The 19092-nt window shown below is 64.2% G+C and carries 17 protein-coding genes; 7 read left to right on the forward strand and 10 right to left on the reverse strand.

Annotated elements, in window-relative coordinates:
• Positions 1-15: 15 nt before the first annotated feature.
• Positions 16-1689, reverse strand: a complete 1674-nt coding sequence (locus G8767_RS05395; RefSeq protein ID WP_166809554.1) for a putative PEP-binding protein — start codon at positions 1687-1689, stop codon at positions 16-18.
• Between the two features lie 191 nt (positions 1690-1880).
• Here G8767_RS05395 and G8767_RS05400 point away from each other — a divergent pair, with 191 nt between their 5' ends.
• The 4 genes from G8767_RS05400 to G8767_RS05415 all read left to right on the forward strand — a co-directional run bounded on the left by G8767_RS05400 (position 1881) and on the right by G8767_RS05415 (position 6083).
• Positions 1881-2648, forward strand: a complete 768-nt coding sequence (locus G8767_RS05400; RefSeq protein ID WP_095970559.1) for a DeoR/GlpR family DNA-binding transcription regulator — start codon at positions 1881-1883, stop codon at positions 2646-2648.
• Complete coding sequence (locus G8767_RS05405; protein WP_166809555.1) at positions 2645-3640, forward strand: 1-phosphofructokinase family hexose kinase; 996 nt, start codon at positions 2645-2647, stop codon at positions 3638-3640. Before G8767_RS05400 ends, G8767_RS05405 begins: the two co-directional genes overlap by 4 nt.
• Before the next feature lie 18 nt (positions 3641-3658).
• Positions 3659-5728 (forward strand): fructose-specific PTS transporter subunit EIIC, encoded by a 2070-nt coding sequence (locus G8767_RS05410; RefSeq protein ID WP_166809556.1) that lies wholly within the window; start codon positions 3659-3661, stop codon positions 5726-5728.
• A gap of 97 nt (positions 5729-5825) precedes the next feature.
• On the forward strand, positions 5826-6083 hold the full coding sequence (locus G8767_RS05415; RefSeq protein WP_003942144.1) for an HPr family phosphocarrier protein: 258 nt from the start codon (positions 5826-5828) through the stop codon (positions 6081-6083).
• 39 nt (positions 6084-6122) lie between these two features.
• Here the strand turns inward: G8767_RS05415 and G8767_RS05420 are convergent, their stop codons facing one another.
• The 7 genes from G8767_RS05420 to G8767_RS05450 form a co-directional block, all read right to left on the reverse strand.
• On the reverse strand, positions 6123-7448 hold the full coding sequence (locus tag G8767_RS05420) for an alpha/beta hydrolase-fold protein (RefSeq protein ID WP_240951939.1): 1326 nt from the start codon (positions 7446-7448) through the stop codon (positions 6123-6125).
• Between the two features lie 55 nt (positions 7449-7503).
• Entirely contained in the window at positions 7504-8493 is a 990-nt protein-coding gene (locus tag G8767_RS05425) for a hypothetical protein (protein ID WP_235172110.1), read from the reverse strand.
• A 10-nt stretch (positions 8494-8503) separates the two neighbouring features.
• Complete coding sequence (hflX, locus tag G8767_RS05430; protein WP_095970564.1) at positions 8504-9979, reverse strand: GTPase HflX; 1476 nt, start codon at positions 9977-9979, stop codon at positions 8504-8506.
• A gap of 75 nt (positions 9980-10054) precedes the next feature.
• Complete coding sequence (gene dapF, locus G8767_RS05435; RefSeq protein WP_166809558.1) at positions 10055-10924, reverse strand: diaminopimelate epimerase; 870 nt, start codon at positions 10922-10924, stop codon at positions 10055-10057.
• Between the two features lie 32 nt (positions 10925-10956).
• Positions 10957-11628 carry a class F sortase gene (locus G8767_RS05440; RefSeq protein WP_166809559.1) on the reverse strand — a complete coding sequence of 224 codons (672 nt, stop codon included), beginning with the start codon at positions 11626-11628 and terminating at the stop codon, positions 10957-10959.
• 84 nt (positions 11629-11712) lie between these two features.
• Positions 11713-12648 (reverse strand): tRNA (adenosine(37)-N6)-dimethylallyltransferase MiaA, encoded by a 936-nt coding sequence (miaA, locus tag G8767_RS05445; RefSeq protein ID WP_166809560.1) that lies wholly within the window; start codon positions 12646-12648, stop codon positions 11713-11715.
• A complete protein-coding gene (locus G8767_RS05450) occupies positions 12636-13382 on the reverse strand; it encodes a class III extradiol dioxygenase subunit B-like domain-containing protein (protein WP_166809561.1) in 747 nt (248 codons plus the stop codon). The genes miaA and G8767_RS05450 overlap by 13 nt, the downstream gene beginning before the upstream one ends.
• A 139-nt stretch (positions 13383-13521) precedes the next feature.
• Between G8767_RS05450 and G8767_RS05455 the strand changes: the two genes are divergently transcribed.
• Entirely contained in the window at positions 13522-14907 is a 1386-nt protein-coding gene (locus tag G8767_RS05455) for a DUF349 domain-containing protein (RefSeq protein WP_166809562.1), read from the forward strand.
• Between the two features lie 93 nt (positions 14908-15000).
• Here G8767_RS05455 and G8767_RS05460 read toward each other — a convergent pair whose 3' ends face one another.
• Together G8767_RS05460 and miaB are read right to left on the reverse strand one after the other, a co-directional pair.
• Positions 15001-15591 carry a hypothetical protein gene (locus G8767_RS05460; protein ID WP_124569757.1) on the reverse strand — a complete coding sequence of 197 codons (591 nt, stop codon included), beginning with the start codon at positions 15589-15591 and terminating at the stop codon, positions 15001-15003.
• Complete coding sequence (miaB, locus tag G8767_RS05465) at positions 15588-17171, reverse strand: tRNA (N6-isopentenyl adenosine(37)-C2)-methylthiotransferase MiaB (protein ID WP_166809563.1); 1584 nt, start codon at positions 17169-17171, stop codon at positions 15588-15590. Before miaB ends, G8767_RS05460 begins: the two co-directional genes overlap by 4 nt.
• Before the next feature lie 213 nt (positions 17172-17384).
• Between miaB and gluA the strand changes: the two genes are divergently transcribed.
• Positions 17385-18113, forward strand: a complete 729-nt coding sequence (gluA, locus tag G8767_RS05470) for a glutamate ABC transporter ATP-binding protein GluA (RefSeq protein WP_095970742.1) — start codon at positions 17385-17387, stop codon at positions 18111-18113.
• Between the two features lie 126 nt (positions 18114-18239).
• Positions 18240-19076, forward strand: a complete 837-nt coding sequence (locus G8767_RS05475; protein WP_020907523.1) for a glutamate ABC transporter substrate-binding protein — start codon at positions 18240-18242, stop codon at positions 19074-19076.
• Positions 19077-19092: the final 16 nt, after the last annotated feature.

Genomic DNA, 19092 nt, shown 5'->3' on the forward strand with positions numbered 1-19092 from the left:
ACCGACGAAACCACGTCAGCTGAGTGCGTCAGCCGCCGCTTTACGCGCTGCCACCGGATCACCGGTTGCCAGTACCGCCGCCGCAGCCGCCTCACATTGCGCCATGGTGACGGACCCGACCTTCGCTCCCACGCCGGCAACCGACGCCGCAGCGCACGACAGCGAGGAAACGCCGAGACCGGCAAGTACGCAGGCCAACAGCGGATCGGCGGCCGCCTCACCGCAGACCCCGACGCGCTTGCCTGCCGCCTGACCGGCCTGGGCCGTACCTGCGACAAGGGCGAGCACCGCGGGCTGCCACGGATCGGTCAGGTCGGCGAGTTCGGAGGACATCCGATCAGCGGCCATCGTGTACTGAGCAAGGTCGTTGGTACCGATCGAGAGGAATTCGACGTGTTCGAGAATCTGGTCGGCCAACAGCGCCGCCGCCGGGATCTCCACCATCACACCGGGAACGAGATCGCGTGCCCGCACGGCATCGGCAAAGCGTTTCGCCTCGGCCGGAGTAGCGATCATCGGTGCCATGACCCACGGCGACGAGTTGGTCGACGCCGCCGCTGCGGCGATCGCGTCGAGCTGGCGGTCGAGAATCCCCATGTCCTGCCAGGCGATTCGAACGCCACGAACGCCCAGTGCCGGATTCGCTTCCTCTTGATGGTTGGCGAATTTGAGCGGCTTGTCCGAACCCGCGTCCAACGTGCGAACAATGACCTTCTTTCCCGCGAAGGCCTCGAGAACCTCGGCGTAGATCGCCGCCTGCTCGTCCACGGTCGGTTCGGTCTCACGCCCGAGGAAGCAGAGCTCGGTCCGGAAGAGCCCGATGCCCCCCGCAGCAGTCGACGCCGCGGCGCGAGCGCCCGCGCCGTCTTGAACATTGGCGAGAACGTCGACCGGCCGTCCGTCCGCCGTCTGGCCCGGTCCGGTCCATGTGCTGACGCGTTCGCGATCGATCCGAGATTGTTCGACCAGTTCGCGCGCCTGCTCGGGATCCGGCTCCGCGATCACGTCGCCGGTGGTTCCGTCGATCAGAATCGGCGTTCCTGCCGAAATGGACTCCAATTCCTTCGCGGCAACGATGCACGGGATGCCCAACTGCCGCGCGATGATTGCCGTGTGGCTGGTCGGGCCGCCGTAGATGGTCACGAGCCCGATGATCTTGGTTGCATCGAGGCCCGCGGTGTCTGCAGGAGCAAGATCGTCCGCGCACAGCACCGATGGTGTCTCGGGCATCGGAACTCCTGGTTCGGGTAATCCGGAGAGTTCGGCGATCACGCGGTCGCGGATGTCCTCGAGGTCCGTGACGCGCTCGGCCATCACACCGCCGACTTTGGTGAACAGCACCACGAACTGCTCCGTCGCCGCGATCGCAGCCTGCACCGGGGGTACTCCGCCGGCGATCGATTTCTTGGCCGCCCCGATCCAGCCACGATCGGCTGCCATCGCCGCGTTGGCCTGCAAGACCTCGGCAGCCGCGCCTGTAGCGTCGGCCGCCCGTCCGAGGAGGCGGTTCTCGACAACCTTCGCCGCTGCGACGAAGGTGTCGGCGGCGGCCTCTCGATCGGCCTCGTCGAGGGCCGGCGCATCGGTGACGAGTTCTGGTCGGCTGGACGGCCAGATAGCCGGGCCGTAGGCAATTCCGGGCACGACGGGAGTGCCGTGCACGGTGATGCGATTGAGCTGTTCGGTCATCTGTCCTCCTTGAGCGATGGGCCCGGTGTCACACCGGAGCACCTCGAGCGCGTTGAGCCCACACCTTCGTTGTGACGAAGATTACTCCCAAGTCTTGACATGTCAACACACTCGGGCGTAAAACAACATAAAGCAACATTCACTGTGACCCACAACGCACCGTCGGATCACATTTCGGAATCGGAGAGCACGTGTACGCGGAAGAACGCCAACAAGCGATCGGCACCATGGTGTCGCAGCGCGGACGCATGTCCGTGGCGGCTCTGTCGGAGACCTTCGGTGTGACCACCGAGACCGTGCGTCGCGATCTGGCATTCCTCGAGCGGATCGGACAGATCAGGCGTGTACACGGCGGCGCCGTTCCGACCGGATCCCTCCACGTGACCGAACCGGGCATGGCGGAACGCGATCAGACCCGGGCGCAACAGAAGGACCGGATTGCCCGCTGCGCGGTCACCTATCTCCCTCCTACCGGCGGCAGCGTGATCTTCGACGCGGGCACCACCACAGGCCGCATGATCCCCGAACTACCGACCGAGAACGACTTCACAGCAGTCACCAATTCCGTCCCGATCGGCGCACGACTGGCATCGATGAACTCGATTTCCCTGATCCTGCTCGGAGGACGAGTACGCGGGGTGACGCAAGCCGCGGTCGGCGAGGACGCCCTACGCCTGCTGAGCACGTTGCGGGTCGACGTCGCTTTCGTCGGAACCAACGCGATCAGCGTCGGGCACGGACTCTCCACACCGGACAGCGAGGAGGCCGCAGTCAAACGAGCGATGGTCAAAGCTGCCAATCACGTTGTCGTGGTGGCGGATTCCACGAAAGTCGGCCGCGAGCACTTGATCAGCTTCGCCCCCCTCGACAGCATCGACGTCCTCATCACCGACGAAGAGATCAGTCCCACAGACACATCCGAGTTCCACGACCACGGAATCGAGGTGGTGATCGCATGATCGTCACACTGACAGCCAACCCGAGTATCGATCGGACCGTGCAGCTCGCGCAACGGCTCGAACGAGGCTCCGTGCTACGCGCCCACTCCACTCGCAGCGACCCCGGCGGCAAGGGGGTCAACGTCGCGCGTGTTCTCGCCGCAGCCGACCTCGACGTCCTCGCGGTCCTACCGGGGAACGGCGGCGACCCCCTACTCTCGGCGCTCGCCGCCGGTGGAATTCCCCACATCGGCGTCGCCACGACGGGTCTGGCTCGCACCAACATCACCATCGCGGAACCGGACGGGACCACGACGAAGATCAACGAGCCCGGCGCGACACTGTCGGGTTCGACGCTCGACGCCTTGGCGCAGGAACTGATCGCCCGCGCCGATACCGCCCTGTGGTTCGCGCTGTCCGGCTCACTGCCCCCCGGCGTTCCTCTCGGGTGGTACGGCGAACTTGTCGCGGCGCTGCGCGATCACCCGTGCAAGGTAGCGGTCGACACCTCGGACGCCCCGCTGACGGCACTCGCCGAAGGCTTCCCCGACTCGGCACCTGACCTGCTCAAACCCAACGGCGAGGAACTCGCGCAACTGACCGGCGTCGACGGCCACGTCCTCGAACGTGCCGCCGAGAACGGTGATCGCGGGCCTGCAATCACGGCGGCACAGCGATTGGTCGATCGCGGCGTCGGCAGTGTGCTCGCCACGCTCGGCGCAGCAGGTGCTGTCCTCGTCACGGCCGACGGCGCGTGGATCGCCACCGCTCCCCCGATTGTCGCAGTCAGTACCGTCGGCGCAGGCGATTCGTCGCTGGCCGGCTACATCCTCGCCGAAGCGGGAGGCGGCTCGGAATCCGAGCGGCTACGTCACGCGGTCGCCTACGGAAGCGCCGCTGCCTCCCTTCCCGGCACAACCCTTCCCACGCCCGAACAGATCGATCTGGCAGCGGTTTCGGTATCTGCAGCAGATGCCGCCTCTCCCATCCCCGTCCCCACCGAACTCGCCTGACGCCCTAAGGAACCTGACATGTCCGATACCACCGCAGCCGGCAGTTCCGGCCCGGAGATCATCAGTCCCGAACTGATCTCACTCGACACCGACCTGGGTACGACCAAGGAAGATGTCATTCGTTCTCTCGCAGCGCGATTGACTGCTGCGGGTCGGGCAAGCGACGCCGCGGGACTGGTCGATGCAGCACTCGCTCGCGAAGCGCAGTCCGCGACCGGGTTGCCCGGCGGAATCGCAATTCCCCACTGCCGCGCCGAGGCCGTCTCGTCCGCGTCCCTGGGGTTTGCTCGACTCGATCCGAAGGTCGACTTCGGTGCACCCGACGGCCCCGCCGATCTCGTGTTCCTGATCGCGGCACCCGAAGGCGCCGGAGCCGAGCACATGAAGCTGCTCTCCTCCTTGGCCCGAGCACTCGTCAGGCCCGCGTTTGTCACGTCACTTCGTGAAGCGTCGACGCCGGACGAGATCGTGCGCTTGGTCGACGAGGTCCTCAATCCCGCGCCGAAGGATGCTCCAGCAAAGGCTGCGGCAGCCACACCCACTCCTCCTGTTTCCACTGGGAAACACTCCACCGAGGAGGCCCCGGCTCCAACGCCCGCGGAGCGTCACATCGTCGCGGTCACCGCGTGCCCGACCGGAATCGCTCATACCTACATGGCTGCGGACTCACTCGTCGCCGCGGGTGAACGCGCCGGGGTCAAGGTTCACGTCGAAACGCAGGGCTCGAGCGGAAGCACCCCCCTTGACCCTTCGGTCATCGCCGGAGCCGCCGCGGTTATCTTCGCCACCGACGTCGGAGTGAAGGGCCGCGACCGGTTCGCCGGCAAACCCGTTGTCGCTTCCGGTGTGAAGCGGGCGATCAACGAGCCGGACAAGATGCTTGCAGAAGCGTTGCGCGCCTCCGAGAATCCCGCTGCCGCCACCGTGGACGGCACCGCCGCCGCGGCTGCGGATTCCGATGCCGGTTCCGTAGGGTTCGGCACCCACCTCCGTCAGGTCCTCCTGACCGGTGTCAGCTACATGATCCCCTTCGTCGCGGCCGGCGGTCTGCTGATCGCACTCGGCTTCCTGCTCGGCGGATACGAGATCTCCGGTCCTGCCAAGGACATCGTTCTCGACAACTCGATCACCAACCTTCCCGACGGTGGTCTGGCCACCTATCTCGGCGCAGTGCTGTTCCAGATCGGTTCGTTGGCATTCAGCTTCCTGGTGCCCGCGTTGGCCGGCTACATCGCCTTCGCCATCGCCGACCGGCCTGGCATCGCTCCCGGCTTCACAGCCGGCGCGGTCGCCGTGTTTGTCGGTGCCGGATTCATCGGCGGCCTGGTCGGTGGTCTCATCGCCGGTGTCGTCGCGCTCTACATCGGCCGGATCGCCGTCCCGCAGTGGCTGCGAGGTCTGATGCCGGTGGTGATCATCCCGCTGTTCGCGACGCTGGTCGTCGGAGCACTGATGTTCATCGTCCTCGGTCGTCCGCTCGCCGCGATCACCTCCGGTCTAACCGACTGGCTCAACGGATTGTCCGGCAGCTCGGCCATCTTCCTCGGCATCATTCTCGGCCTCATGATGTGCTTCGACCTCGGCGGGCCCGTCAACAAGGCGGCTTACGCCTTTGCTGTAGCCGGACTCAACGTCAACGACCCGGCCACCTTGCGCATCATGGCGGCAGTCATGGCCGCGGGTATGGTTCCGCCGCTTGCCATGGCACTTGCCTCGACGGTGTTGCGTCCCAAGCTCTTCAGCGAAGCCGAACGGGAGAACGGTAAAGCTGCCTGGTTGCTGGGTTCGGCATTCATCTCCGAGGGTGCAATTCCGTTCGCCGCTGCCGACCCGCTTCGAGTCATCCCCTCGATGATGGCGGGCGGCGCGGTCACCGGCGCACTGATCATGGCTTTCGACGTCACGCTCAGCGCCCCACACGGCGGGATCTTCGTCTTCTTCGCAGTCGGCGGCATCGGCTGGTTCCTCGTCTCACTGGCGGCGGGAACCGTGGTAGCTGCGCTCGCCGTCGTCGGAGCCAAGGAGTTCTTCCGCAAGGGTCCCTCCGATGCCGAACTCGACCCCGAAATCGTGCCCGCTGCGGCATGATCGACAGCAGGCAACACTGCAGTCACCAACGAAGTCACCAGATCTGCCCGAACACCCCACAACGTCCGCAACGACAGTTCTACAACGAGGAGATCCCATGCCCAGCAAGACAGTTGCCGTCGGTTCCGCAGTCGGCCTTCACGCCCGTCCCGCCGCCCTCATCGCCGAAGCAGTCGGAGCCTCCGGCGCCACGGTCACCCTCGCAGTCGCCGACGGCGAACCGGTGGATGCCGGCTCGGCACTGATGATCATGACGCTCGGCGCCGCCAAGGACACCGAAGTCACCATCGAATCCGACGACGCCGACGCACTCGCCAAGGTCGCCGAACTGGTGGCCGCTGATCTCGACGCTTGATCCGATTTCGGCCGGTGCTGTGTAGTGGGCCGGACACTTTCACGGAGTGAGTGCGAGTGTCCGGCCCAGCCAGTCCATTTCGAGTTCCAGAGCAGTGCCCCACACATCACCCGAGTGCCCGCCGGGAAGGGTGTAGTAGTCCACGTTCATGTCGGCGGCGCGCGCAGCCTCGAACATGATCTCCTGCTGAGGGCGGTAGATGTCGTCGTCTTCACCCGCGACAAATACACCAGACAACTGCGGATACCGATTCTGCGCCATCAGGTCTCGGGCGTTGACCGCGTCGAACGCGCTTTCGTCACCGTCGAACATGGCCGCCACGGTGTCCTCGTGATCACCGGTCGACGGTTCGTCCTGCCCGGAGAAGTCCAGGAACGACGGGTATCGGTCCGGGAAGTTCACGGCCATCTCGATCGCGCACGTCCCGCCGTAGGAGAACCCACCGATAGCCCATTGCGCAGCGTCCGGATTCACTTGAAGGTTCGATTCGATCCAGTTCGGGACGTCCTGGTCCAGATACGTCGCGACGTTGCCGAGAGCAGAATCCATGCAGCCGGGGTTGGCGTCGTAGTCCCCCAACGCGTCGGGTACTACCACTACGGGAGCAAGCCCGGAATGCCTCGACGCGTAGGCGTCGACGGTGGTCGCGAGCCGGCCGCTGTCCAGCCAGTCGCCGGGGCTGCCGGGCTCACCCGCCACCAGCACCAGGACGGGCAACTCCGCACGCGGATCGGCAAGGTAGGCGGGCGGGAGGTACAACGTCGCAGGCCTCGCGTCGAATCCCGAGATGTTGCCGGGAATCGCCGCTTCCGTGACGACGCCGTTGCTCGGCATCCGCACCGGTACCTGCCAATGGGTTTCCGTGGGAAGTCCCCGCTGTAACCCCGGTTCGGCTCCGGGGAGCGAATCGAAGGCGACGTGCTCGACCGCGCGGACCGGCCAGTGCCCGACCAGTGAACCGAGTGTGGGATAGGTGCCGGTCTGGGCATTGACCTGACCTACCGCGACGATCGTGGCCAGCGCGGCGAATGCCGTCACCGAAAGGCCGCGGGCAAGTCCTGGGCGCCGAAGGAGAACAAGCGCCGCGCCGACGACTCCGAACATCGCCAGCGCTATCCAGACGAAACTCGACACGGGTAGCTGAGCGGGCAACGGTCGATAACTGAGCCACACGAACATCGCGCCGCTGCCGGACCCGACCACTGACAGGCCCAGCGCGACAAGCACGGCCCGACGCGGCAACCACCGAAGCAAAAGCAGCGTGCCGACACCGACGAGGACGGAACCCACGAGCAGCGCTGCGATGATGTGTCCGTGCTCGAGTGACATACGCGAGAGCCGCGTCAGGAGTTGATGCCCGTGCATTCGTTCCAGTATCCACATCTACCGGCAGTCTGCGAATTCGCGGAGTTGAGGGGAATCAGCGGCGTCGTCGAGATCTCACGAGCGCCACACCGCCTATCGCGCATCCTGCCGCAGCCAATCCGGCCCACGCGAATGTCCACGGATCGACGCCGACGCCGACCGAATCGCCTGACGAGTCAGCCGTCGATTCGGTCGCTTCCACGAGCGCGCGCATCACGTAAACCGGCGGCAAAGCTCCACCCGCAGATTCCGATCCGATCAGAACATCGCCCGCGTCGTTGAACGCCACGGCCTCGCCCTGCGGCTCCGTCGGGAGGGGGATCCGCACCGGTTCGGTATCGGTGAGCGTCGCGCCGATTCCGCCGTCCACGACTTCGTACAGGTACAGATCGGAGTAGCTCCGGAGCGCGATCGCCGAACCGTCCGACGACACCGCTCCCCCGGTGAACATCACCGACACTGGCTTCTCCGGTCCGACAGACACGGCTCCGACGCGCTCGAGCGGCGTCGGGCCTGGCTGTGCCAAGTCACTCAGCTTCTGACCCCCGACCGGTGTATAGAGACTGCTGGCGCCGAACAATTCCTTGGTCACGACAAAGACGTGGCCATCGGGGTCGAGGAGAATCGATTCGGTGTCGTGCGCTCCGTCCGGGTATGTGAGGCGGTGCAACGTACCGTCACCGGAATCGAGGTCCATCGTGATGAACGCCACCGTTTCGCGGGTTCGGAGGTTGTCACCGGTGTCCGACAGAACGAGCGTTCGACCACTCACCGCAAGATCTTCGACGTCGTAGGGATCAATCGGGACCGGAATCTGTTTCTGGACAACACAGTTCAGGTCCATTTCGAATACGAAGTCGTCACTGCCGCCGTCGCCCATCGCGTAGATCCGATCGTCGACGACGACCATCCCCGACAACTCCTGGAGCGCAGGATCCGTAGGTGTGCACAGTGGGGCGAACTCGCTCGGTTCGAACGACGATGCCTGTGCGGGTGCTCCGGGAAGCAATACGGTTGCCGTAGTCGCCGCAATCACCGCGACCACGGCCCCGAAATTACGCACTAGGTGCGTACTCGACCAATGCCGAGGCCAACATCTGTGGCACACGTGCGTGCACCCGCGTTCCGGCCTCTTCGTGAGTCGATTCCAGAATCGTTCCGTCCGAGTGGATTCGAGCCATCAAGTCACCCCGCGTGTACGGCACCAGTACGTCGACCTCGACCTCCGGTCGAACCAGCACCTCACTGAGATGTGCTCGCAGTTCAGCGATTCCCTCGCCTGTCCGCGCCGAGACGAACACGGCGCCAGGCAACAGACCACGTAGTTGCGTCAAGGTAACCGGATCTGCCGCGTCGATCTTGTTGACCACGATCAACTCCGGCGGAGCCTTCGAATCCGTCTCGCGCAGAACATCGGTGACGACTTCCCGCACAGCCTTGATCTGTTCTGTCGGCAACGGATCCGAACCGTCGACGACGTGCAGAAGCAGATCCGCGTCGGTTACTTCCTCGAGAGTCGAGCGGAATGCCTCGACCAACTGAGTCGGCAGGTGTCGCACGAAGCCGACCGTATCGGTGAGTACGTACTCGCGGCCGTCGTCGAGTGCTGCGCGGCGCGTCGTCGGGTCCAAGGTGGCGAACAACGCGTTCTCCACGAGCACACCGGATCCGGTGAGCGAATTGAGCAGACTCGATTTGCCCGCGTTGGTATATCCGACGATGGCGATCGACGGAATGTCGCTCTGCAATCGACGTGTGCGCTTGGTGTCGCGAGCGGCCTTCATGCCCTTGATCTCGCGGCGTAGTTTTGCCATGCGCTCACGAATACGGCGACGGTCCGTCTCGATCTTCGTTTCACCGGGACCACGCAGACCCACACCGCCGTTGCTACCGGCACGGCCACCGGCCTGGCGCGACATCGACTCGCCCCAACCACGCAGACGCGGGAGCATGTACTCCATCTGAGCAAAAGCCACCTGGGCTTTACCCTCACGGGAAGTCGCGTGCTGAGCAAAGATGTCGAGAATCAGAGCCGTCCGGTCGATGACCTTGACCTTGACGATCTTCTCCAGCGCCGTGAGCTGCGCCGGCGTCAGCTCGCCGTCGCAGACGACGGTGTCGGCACCGGTCGCCAGGACAACTTCGCGCAGTTCCTGCGCCTTGCCGGAACCGATGTAGGTGGCAGCGTCAGGTTTGTCGCGGCGCTGAACCAGTCCTTCGAGAACCTCCGAGCCGGCCGTCTCGGCAAGTGCGGCCAGCTCGGTCATGCTCGCCTCGGCCTGCTCGGCGGTTCCCTGCGTCCAGACGCCGACCAGGACAACTCTTTCGAGTCGAAGCTGGCGGTACTCGACTTCGGTGACGTCCTCGAGCTCGGTCGACAGACCGGCCACGCGGCGCAGGGCGCCGCGATCTGCGAGTTGCATCTCACCGGTCGACGGGTTGCCCGATGCAGAATCTGCCGTGTATTCGGCTTGCGCGTACTCGGACTGCTCGTGAGCGGTGGACTCTTCGTTTTCATGTGTGTTCGTCATACAAGATCCATGGTCCCACGAAACCTGGGCACGGTGCATCCGTATTTCCTGCAGGCGTATTTCCCGCGGGCGATATCACACGAGCGATTGCCACCAGGCGTCGCTGATCGTCCCGGTCGCCACCAGAACCGAGGGCCCCCGCAAAGACCCTTCACCGCCTTCGACGGTGACCTGCACTTCGCCGCCGAGCACGCGCACCAGCACCGAACCTTCGTCGCTGCCGTCGTACTTCAGCGCCGCGGCCGCAGCTGCGACCGTTCCGGTTCCGCAGGAACGAGTCTCGCCCACACCACGCTCGTGTACGCGCATGTGGACCCCGCCGTCGTGGATCGGCGTCACGATCTCGATATTGACCCCGTGCGGGAAGAACCCGGGATCGAAGCCCGGAGAAACACTCAGATCGAGCGCACTCAACACTTCTGCCGTCACGTGCTCGTCGACGCATGCCAAATGCGGATTACCGACGTCGATGCCGACACCGGCGAAGACGCGGCCGTCGATTGTTGCCGAACTGGTGCCGAGTTCTTTGATCCGGCCCATCGCCACGGTCACGTCACCGTGCGTGGCGTCGTAGCCGTGCACCACGACCGGACGCGCTCCGGCGCGGCTGCCGACCACGAACTCGTCCTTGCTCTCCAAGCCCGACGCCTTGAGGTAATGGGCAAATACCCGAACGCCGTTTCCGCACATCTCCGCGATGGAGCCGTCGCTGTTGCGGTAGTCCATGAACCAGTCTTCTGCAGCGACGCCGTCGGGAAGTGCGGTGAGCACGCCGGCGTCCGCAAGTGCGCCCGCGCGAGCGACACGAAGGATGCCGTCGGCGCCGAGACCACGCTGGCGATCACACAACGCTGACACTCGTGCCGGCTCGAGATCGATCCGTACGTCGAGGTCAGGGAGAACAACGAAGTCGTTCTGCGTTCCGTGGCCCTTACTGAAATCCATGGTCGCCATCCTATCCGGACCTACCGACCGACTTACGCAGGTGACGCGGAGACCACCACGTTCTGTTCGTACGTGAATCCGGACGGTAACGAGGGGTCGGGGACGGTTGCGCCCCCGCAGGTCACGAGAACCAGCCTGGGCACACCGGATTCGGAGAAGAACTCCGCAGGCAAAGCCACCTTTTCGTACAGCTTCAGGCTCGCTGCGTGATAGGTGAACATCGTTCCGGCATCGTCGCTCACGTAGATCGGTGTTCCGGGCTTCATCTGGTGCAGCGCCCACAAGGCGCCGTGAGTGCGATCACCGTCGTCGACGTGGCCGGCAACAAGATTGGTGCCCTCCGAAGATCCGAACTGCACACCGTTGGTGAAATGCGAAACCTTGTCAGGATGCGGAAGGATCATTCCGCGGTTGGCGCCGAACCCACTGGTCACGATGTCGGCTTGCACATCCAGATCGGGAATCGCGAGCGTGTTCGGCGGCAGGTCCGTCGGCGCGGGCGCCCACGTCGCCTCTGGATCGGTTGGGGCTCCCACGTCGAATGGCGCTTCGGGAACGGGTGCGCTGACGGGCTTCCCGGCGGCACTCACCGCAAAATAGATCAGCACGCCGCCTACCGCGAGAAATGTGACGAGCAGCAGGAGTAGCGGCAGCCGACTCGCGCGTCGGCCTTTCGGTCGCGCGTGTGTCCCGCTCTGCGCCATGTTCGATGTCCTCCAGTCCGTCGATCGCGAAACGGATGGATCGCGAAAGAGCTAACTGTAAGATAGCTGATCGGCTCGATCGTGTTACAGACCGCGATCTGCAAGTGCAGAGAAGGCCGAGCGAGCCAGCTCCGGATCGGCACCGTCGAGCCAGTGCACGCGTGCGTCGCGACGGAACCATGAGCGTTGGCGTCGAACGTAGCGCCGTGTCCCGATGAACGTCCGTTCGAGTGCTTCGGCCAGATCGTATTCACCGTCGAAATGTGCGAGCACCTGTGCGTAGCCGATGGCTCGCGGCGCTGTGACGCCCTCACGCAATCCTTGCTCGACCAGCACGGCAACTTCGTCGACAAGCCCGCCCGAAAACATCAGCTCGGTTCGCAACCGAATCCGTCTGTCGAGTTCTTCCGTATCCCGATCCACGCCGATGATGCGGGTTCCCCAACGAGGGTCACCGATCTGCGGCGCCGAGGCCGCGAACGGCAGACCTGTCAGCTCGACGACCTCGAGCGCCCGAACCATCCGCCGGCCGTCCGTAGGCAGTATCGACGCCGCCGCTACCGGATCAGCAGCAACAAGCGCCGTATGCACCGCACCGACCCCACCGTCGGCCAGCACTGCTTCCCACTTCGCGCGAACTTCGGGATCCGTTGCCGGAAAAGACCATTCGTCGAGCAACGACTGGACGTACATCATGGATCCGCCGACGATCACCGGAACCTTGCCCGCCGCGATCAGATCCTCGGCGATCGCGATCGCGTCGGTTTGATAACGCGCGACGGTGGCCGTCTCCGTCACGTCGAGAACGTCGAGCAGGTGATGCGGAATCCCACGGCGCTCGGCAGGCGTCAGTTTGGCGGTCCCGATATCCATGCCGCGATAGAGCTGCATCGCGTCGATGTTGATGATCTCTCCGCCGAATTCCTCGGCCAGTGCCAACGCGAGATCGGACTTTCCCGACGCCGTCGGACCGACAACTGCGATCGGGCGAAGTTCTTCAGGGACGTTCACGGCCGCCACGTCCCGACGTGGTAGCCGATGCCGAACGGTGCATCGCTGTAGTCGACCGTCGAGCGAGGATGGTCTGACGGAGACGAGCTCGTAAAGACACCGGCGAGGACCTGCCACGCCGCGCGCCCCTGGGCTCCGACACTCCGGCAGAGCTGCGGATCGAGAGCAAGAAGCGCCTCCGGGTCACCGGTGGTCAGGGCATCGTCGATGGCCGATTGCACGCCCGCGGCGCGCTCGTCGAAGCTTCCGGGCGCCTTTGCCGTCAGCGTGGACGCACCGTCAGCCACGATCAGAAGCCCTTGCGGTCGGTTGTCGCTGTCGAGCTGCTTGCGCAGGTGCTTCCCGAATTCACGACATTCATTCGCCGACGCCTCTGCACTGACGGCGTGCATGTCGACGGTGATCTCCTCGTCTGCTCGGGCACGCAGCCAGCCGGCGACAAGGGCGCACAGTTCGAGTGATGGCACCGGTTCGCCGGTCGCATCCGCGTCCAGGGACGTCCGGACATCGGCGCCGAATCCCGCAAATGTTCCGATCTGCGCATGTCCGACGCCCGATCGCCAGAGTTCGCCCGCTGCCTTCTCGGAGTCGACACCGACGCCCACCCAGTGAACCGCCTCGTGAGAGAGCCGCCGCACGGCGGCTGTCGCTGCAGCACGCACCTGAGCGGACTCGGCCGAATCACCGGACAATTCCGGCACGAGCAACGGCGCCGAGGGGACGAGAACAGCGGAAGTCAACACAGCTGCCACGCTAGTCGACCCCGAGGTGGCGACCTCACACCCTCTTACCTGATTCAATAGTCGGAGAACGTGAGTACCGGGTTCAATGGAACCAGGAATGCGATCAGGCAGCCGTGACGCGCGGCAGAGACGAGGACCGATGACCGAGAACAGTGAACCCACCACCGGCGCCGACAGCAGTTCGGCCAGCCCGAGCCCGGCAGCACCCAAACCCGGCGCGCCCAAACCTGGTGGACCACGCCCCGGTGCACCCCGCCCCGGAGCACCTCGCCCCGGCCCAGCAGCCTCGCATGCCGTCACCGCCGCACCGGCCAGCGACCCGAGCAAGTTCGGACGCGTCGAGGAAGACGGGACCGCCTGGGTGAAGACCGCTGACGGTGAACGTCAGATCGGATCGTGGCAGGCCGGGGATGCCGCCGAGGGTCTCGCCCATTTCGGTCGTCGCTACGACGACCTCGCGACCGAGGTCTCGCTACTCGAGGCGCGACTGACGTCGGGCGCCGGAGACGCCAAGAAGACCAAGGCTGCCGCCATCGCTCTGTCCGAATCCCTCTCCACCGCTGCCGTGATCGGTGACCTCGACGCTTTGGCCCGACGACTCGACGTGATCGTCGCCGGGTCCGACGAGGCCGCAGCGCACGCGAAGGAAGAGAAGGAACAGTCTCGCGCGGCCAGCACCGCCCGCAAGGAGGCCCTCGCTGTCGAGGCCGAACAGATCGGCTCGGAGTCGACCCAGTGGAAGACCGCGGGTGATCGACTGCGCGAGATTCTCGACGAGTGGAAGACGATTCGCGGAATCGACCGCAAGGTCGACGACGCACTCTGGAAGCGGTACTCCAAGGCTCGCGAGTCCTTCAACCGACGACGTGGAGCCCACTTCGCCGAACTCGACCGAGATCGTGCGAGCGCCCGTTCGACGAAGGAAGAACTGGTCGAGCGCGCCGAGAAGCTGTCGACCTCCACTGAATGGGGGCAGACCGCTGGAGAATTCCGCGATCTGCTCAGCGAGTGGAAGGCTGCCGGCCGCGCACCGCGCGAGGCCGACGACAACCTGTGGAAGCGCTTCAAGGGCGCGCAGGATGTGTTCTTCGCCGCGCGCAACGCTGCTGCATCCGAGCGCGATGCCGAATTCGAGCAGAACGCGGTTGCAAAGGAAGAGCTGCTCGCTGCCAACGCGAACATCGATCCGGCGCACGGACTCGAGAATGCTCGTGCAGCGCTGCGCGACCTGCAGGAGAAGTGGGACGCGATCGGCAAGGTGCCGCGCGACCGAATGCAGGAACTCGAAGCGAAGCTCCGGGCCATCGAAACCAAGGTGCGCGATGCTGTCGACGCCGAGTGGCGTCGTACCGATCCGGAAGCACTTGCCCGAGTCGCGCAGTTCAAGGAGCGGGTGAGCCAGTTCGAGGAGCAGGCCGCCAAGGCTCAGGCTGCCGGCAAGACGAAGGACGCCGAGAAGGCTCTCGCTCAGGCAAAGCAGTGGCGTGAGTGGGCCGACGCTGCCGAAAGCGCCGTCAACGAGTAATCGACGACGAGCTGCCAAGACAACAAAACGCCGGCTGACTCCGAAAGGAGTCAGCCGGCGTTGTCTTGCGCTTTGTACAGACGGCCTGCTGTGTCAGCCGACGTTCCATTCCTGATGCTTTTCGGCTTCAGCCGCAGCGATCCGGCGTTGTTCCTCCGCAGCGAGCTGAATGTTGGTTCGTGTCCAGACCACCTTGAGCCAATGGAACGTCAAGAACACGACGGCGAACCATCCGATGATCAGCCCGATCGACGGTCCGGCCACGTTGAAACCGGCGGGAATGGTCTGACGTGACCAGACGGCCATCATTCCCAGAGCACTCGCCACGGCGCTGCCGGCCAGCGCAACCCACGCCAGACTCCAGCGACGCGTCACGAGTGCGAGCATCGAGAATCCGATGCCGAAGACGACGACGAACCACACGAACAAGCGTGAGAACAGTGCAATCCGTTCGCTTTCCGCATCCTGGTTGTACGCGAGCACATCCCAGCCGTTCGCAACTCCCGCATGGGGCAGCGCAAGCGTGCCGACCAGCACGAGCACCGCAACTGCGACGACCATGGCGCGCGCACCTGGATCGATTTCTCCCGCGACCTTGCGTTCCGCGTCGTCGAGATCCTTGCGGTAGCCCTCGAAAGCGTCGTCGCCGGGCTGTGGTGTCGTGTTCTCGTGTTGCGAGGTCATGCGTTGCATCCCATCTGGACGGGTTGTGGGGCCGGGGCACCGATCTTCGGTAGCCCGAGACCTACGCCGATGGGCGGGGTCTTGGGTGTGATGCCCTTGTCGAACGAGTCACCGGCGCGGGTCCGACGGTGCGTGAGCACTCCGTCATCTGCCACGAGGTGATGAGGGGCTCCGTGGGTGACGACGACCGTCACCACGTCACCGGGTCGGATTGTGCCGTCGAGGTTTCCCTCGGGGCGGAAATGCACCAGGCGGCCGTCTCGCGCGCGACCACTGAGACGGTGAGTCGCTGCGTTCTTCCGACCCTCCCCCGCTGCCACCAGGAGTTCGACCTCGGTGCCGACGAGTTTGCGATTTTCCTCGATGTTCACTTCTTCCTGAACCGCGAGCAATCGCATGTAGCGTTCCTGGACAACCTCTTTGGGAAGCTGATCGGCCATCTCCGCCGCCGGCGTGCCCGGGCGCTTGGAGTACTGGAAGGTGTAGGCGTTGGAGAATCGCGCCTTACGCACGACGTCCAGCGTCTCCTCGAAATCCTCTTCCGTCTCCCCCGGGAACCCGACGATGATGTCCGTGGTGATGGCGGCGTGCGGCATTGCGGCGCGCACCTTCTCGATGATCCCGAGGTACTTCGACTTGCGGTACGAGCGCTTCATCGCTTTCAGAACCTTGTCCGAACCGGACTGCAACGGCATGTGCAGCTGCGGGCAGACGTTGGCAGTGGTTGCCATCGCTTCGATGACGTCGTCGGTGAACTCTGCCGGGTGCGGCGATGTGAACCTCACCCGTTCGAGGCCGTCGATGTGTCCACATGCCTTCAAGAGCGAGGCGAAGGCTCCGCGATCGCGCGGTTGTTCCGGATCGGCGAACGACACGCCGTAGGCGTTGACGTTCTGCCCGAGCAGGGTCACTTCCGAGACACCCTCGTCGACGAGTGCCTGCACCTCGGCCAGAATGTCGCCGGGACGTCGATCCACTTCCTTGCCACGCAGGGCCGGAACGATGCAGAACGTGCACGTGTTGTTGCAACCGACCGAGATGGAAACCCAACCCGCGTAAGCAGATTCGCGCTTGGCCGGCAGCGTCGACGGAAAGGCCTCCAGCGCGTCGAGGATTTCGACTTCGGCGCGTTGGTTGTGGCGCGCGCGGTCGAGCAGCGCGGGAAGCGAGCCGATGTTGTGGGTGCCGAAGACGACGTCGACGAACGGCGCCTTCTTGACTACGGTGTCACGATCCTTCTGCGCCAAGCACCCACCGACCGCGATCTGCATGTCGGGGTTCGCCTCCTTGTTCGGGGCGAGCTGGCTGAGGTTGCCGTACAACTTGTTGTCCGCGTTCTCGCGGACCGCACACGTGTTGAAGACGACAAGATCGGGATCGCTTCCGGTCTCCGCCTTCGAATACCCGGCATCCTCGAGCAGACCGGACAGTCGCTCGGAATCGTGGACGTTCATCTGACAGCCGTACGTCCGCACCTCGTAGGTGCGAACAGGCGTCGCCGTCGGCTCGGAATCTGCCGTCGGTTCCGGAACTGCAGTCGGCTGTGGAAGTGCAGGGGACATTTCGTCGATCAGTGACACGCTTCAGCCTAGCTCACGTCCACTACGACGTGTAATAACGCCCTGATAAACAGCCGAAACGCGACATAAACGTCGTCACAGTAAAATTTCCATTACATATGGCAAGAACCATGGCGAAATCACGGGCGTCGACGCAAACTACGCCTAAGGTTCTCGTTTATGACCCAAGCCGACGATGCGACGACGCCGACCACCTCCGGCGATTCCACATCCATGATTTCGATGACCTCGGTGAACAAACACTTCGGGGAACTTCACGTCCTGCAAGAGGTCAATCTCGAGGTACCCAAGGGCCAAGTGGTGATCGTCCTTGGTCCGTCGGGCTCCGGTAAGTCGACTCTGTGCCGCACCATCAATCGCCTCGAACCCATCGACTCGGGCACGATCGCCGTCGACGGCAAGACGCTCCCCGAAGAGGGCAAAGCACTTGCTGCACTTCGCGCCGACGTCGGGATGGTCTTTCAGTCGTTCAACCTGTTCGCGCACAAGACGATCCTCGAGAACGTCATGCTCGCACCGATGAAGGTCCGCAAGGCCAAGAAGGAAGACGCCAAGAAGACCGCGCAGGCATTGCTCGAACGCGTCGGTATCGCCAATCAGGCCGACAAGTACCCGGCGCAGCTTTCGGGCGGTCAGCAACAGCGTGTCGCGATCGCTCGCGCCCTTGCGATGCAGCCGAAGGTGATGCTGTTCGACGAGCCCACCTCCGCACTCGACCCCGAGATGGTCAACGAGGTCCTCGACGTCATGACCTCCCTCGCGAAGGAAGGCATGACCATGCTCGTGGTCACGCACGAGATGGGCTTCGCGCGCAAGGCCGGCGACCGCGTGCTGTTCATGGCTGACGGCCAGGTTGTCGAAGACACCACGCCCGAAGAGTTCTTCACCCATCCCAAGTCGGATCGGGCCAAGGACTTCCTCGGCAAGATCCTCACGCACTGATTACAGTCTCCCCTCCGACAGTTCTGTCCTCGTCCACAAGACAACTTGCTCGACTGCACCGTTCACCTCGGCTGCACCGTTCATCTCGACTGCACTGTTCGTGTGTCGACAACTGAGAGGATCTTCATGAAGATCAATCGTTCCGTCCGTTTCGGAATCGGAATCATGGCCATCGCGTTCGCTGCCACGGCCTGTGGCGGCGGCGAGGAGAACAAGTCGATCACCGAGAGCGCTTCCGACGGCACTCTCACCGTCGGCATCAAGTTCGATCAGCCCGGCCTCGGTCAGCGCAACCCAGACGGCACCTTCTCCGGCTTCGACGTCGAGGTAGCCCGTTACATCGCAAACGAACTCGGCGTGAAGCCCGAAGGCATCACCTTCAAGGAATCGCCGTCAGCCCAGCGCGAGACCCTGATCCAGAACGGCGAGGTCGACTACATCGTCGCGACCTACTCGATCACCGACACGCGCAAGGAGAAGGTCAGCTTCGGCGGCCCGTACTTCATCGCGGGCCAGTCGCTGCTCGTTCGCTCCGACAACACCGACATCACCGGCCCCGATTCGCTCACCGGCGGCAAGAAGCTCTGCTCGGTGTCGGGTTCGACTCCGGCGCAGAACATCCAGGACAACTACGCCAAGGACGTCCAGCTCCAGCCGCTCGACACCTATTCCGCTTGTGTCGAAGCTCTGCGTAACGGCGCTGTCGACGCTGTCACCACCGACGACATCATCCTGGCCGGCTACGCTGCCCAGTACCCGGGAGAGCTGAAGGTCGTCGGCGAACCGTTCACGACCGAAAAGTACGGCGTCGGCCTGGCCAAGGACGATTCCGAGGGTCGCGGCAAGATCAACGATGCCATCGAGAAGATGATCTCCACCGGCGCGTGGGAGGAAGCCTTCAACAACACCGTTGGTGCGTCGGGCTACCCCATCCCGGCCCCGCCCACCGTTGATCGTTACTGACCTGCTTTTTTCACCG

It is taken from the genome of Rhodococcus sp. IC4_135 (assembly GCF_011602025.1).
GTDB classification, from domain to species: Bacteria; Actinomycetota; Actinomycetes; order Mycobacteriales; family Mycobacteriaceae; genus Rhodococcus_F; species Rhodococcus_F baikonurensis.

What these genes read in the sequence shown, in the direction of transcription:
- G8767_RS05395 (WP_166809554.1), bottom strand. Translation starts at nt 1,689, where the DNA reads ATGACCGAACAGCTCAATCGCATCACCGTGCACGGCACTCCCGTCGTG.
- G8767_RS05475 (WP_020907523.1), top strand. Translation starts at nt 18,240, where the DNA reads ATGAAGATCAATCGTTCCGTCCGTTTCGGAATCGGAATCATGGCCATC.
- G8767_RS05415 (WP_003942144.1), top strand. Translation starts at nt 5,826, where the DNA reads ATGCCCAGCAAGACAGTTGCCGTCGGTTCCGCAGTCGGCCTTCACGCC.
- G8767_RS05410 (WP_166809556.1), top strand. Translation starts at nt 3,659, where the DNA reads ATGTCCGATACCACCGCAGCCGGCAGTTCCGGCCCGGAGATCATCAGT.
- G8767_RS05405 (WP_166809555.1), top strand. Translation starts at nt 2,645, where the DNA reads ATGATCGTCACACTGACAGCCAACCCGAGTATCGATCGGACCGTGCAG.
- dapF (WP_166809558.1), bottom strand. Translation starts at nt 10,924, where the DNA reads ATGGATTTCAGTAAGGGCCACGGAACGCAGAACGACTTCGTTGTTCTC.
- G8767_RS05440 (WP_166809559.1), bottom strand. Translation starts at nt 11,628, where the DNA reads ATGGCGCAGAGCGGGACACACGCGCGACCGAAAGGCCGACGCGCGAGT.
- G8767_RS05455 (WP_166809562.1), top strand. Translation starts at nt 13,522, where the DNA reads ATGACCGAGAACAGTGAACCCACCACCGGCGCCGACAGCAGTTCGGCC.
- gluA (WP_095970742.1), top strand. Translation starts at nt 17,385, where the DNA reads ATGATTTCGATGACCTCGGTGAACAAACACTTCGGGGAACTTCACGTC.
- G8767_RS05420 (WP_240951939.1), bottom strand. Translation starts at nt 7,448, where the DNA reads ATGCACGGGCATCAACTCCTGACGCGGCTCTCGCGTATGTCACTCGAG.
- G8767_RS05460 (WP_124569757.1), bottom strand. Translation starts at nt 15,591, where the DNA reads ATGACCTCGCAACACGAGAACACGACACCACAGCCCGGCGACGACGCT.
- hflX (WP_095970564.1), bottom strand. Translation starts at nt 9,979, where the DNA reads ATGACGAACACACATGAAAACGAAGAGTCCACCGCTCACGAGCAGTCC.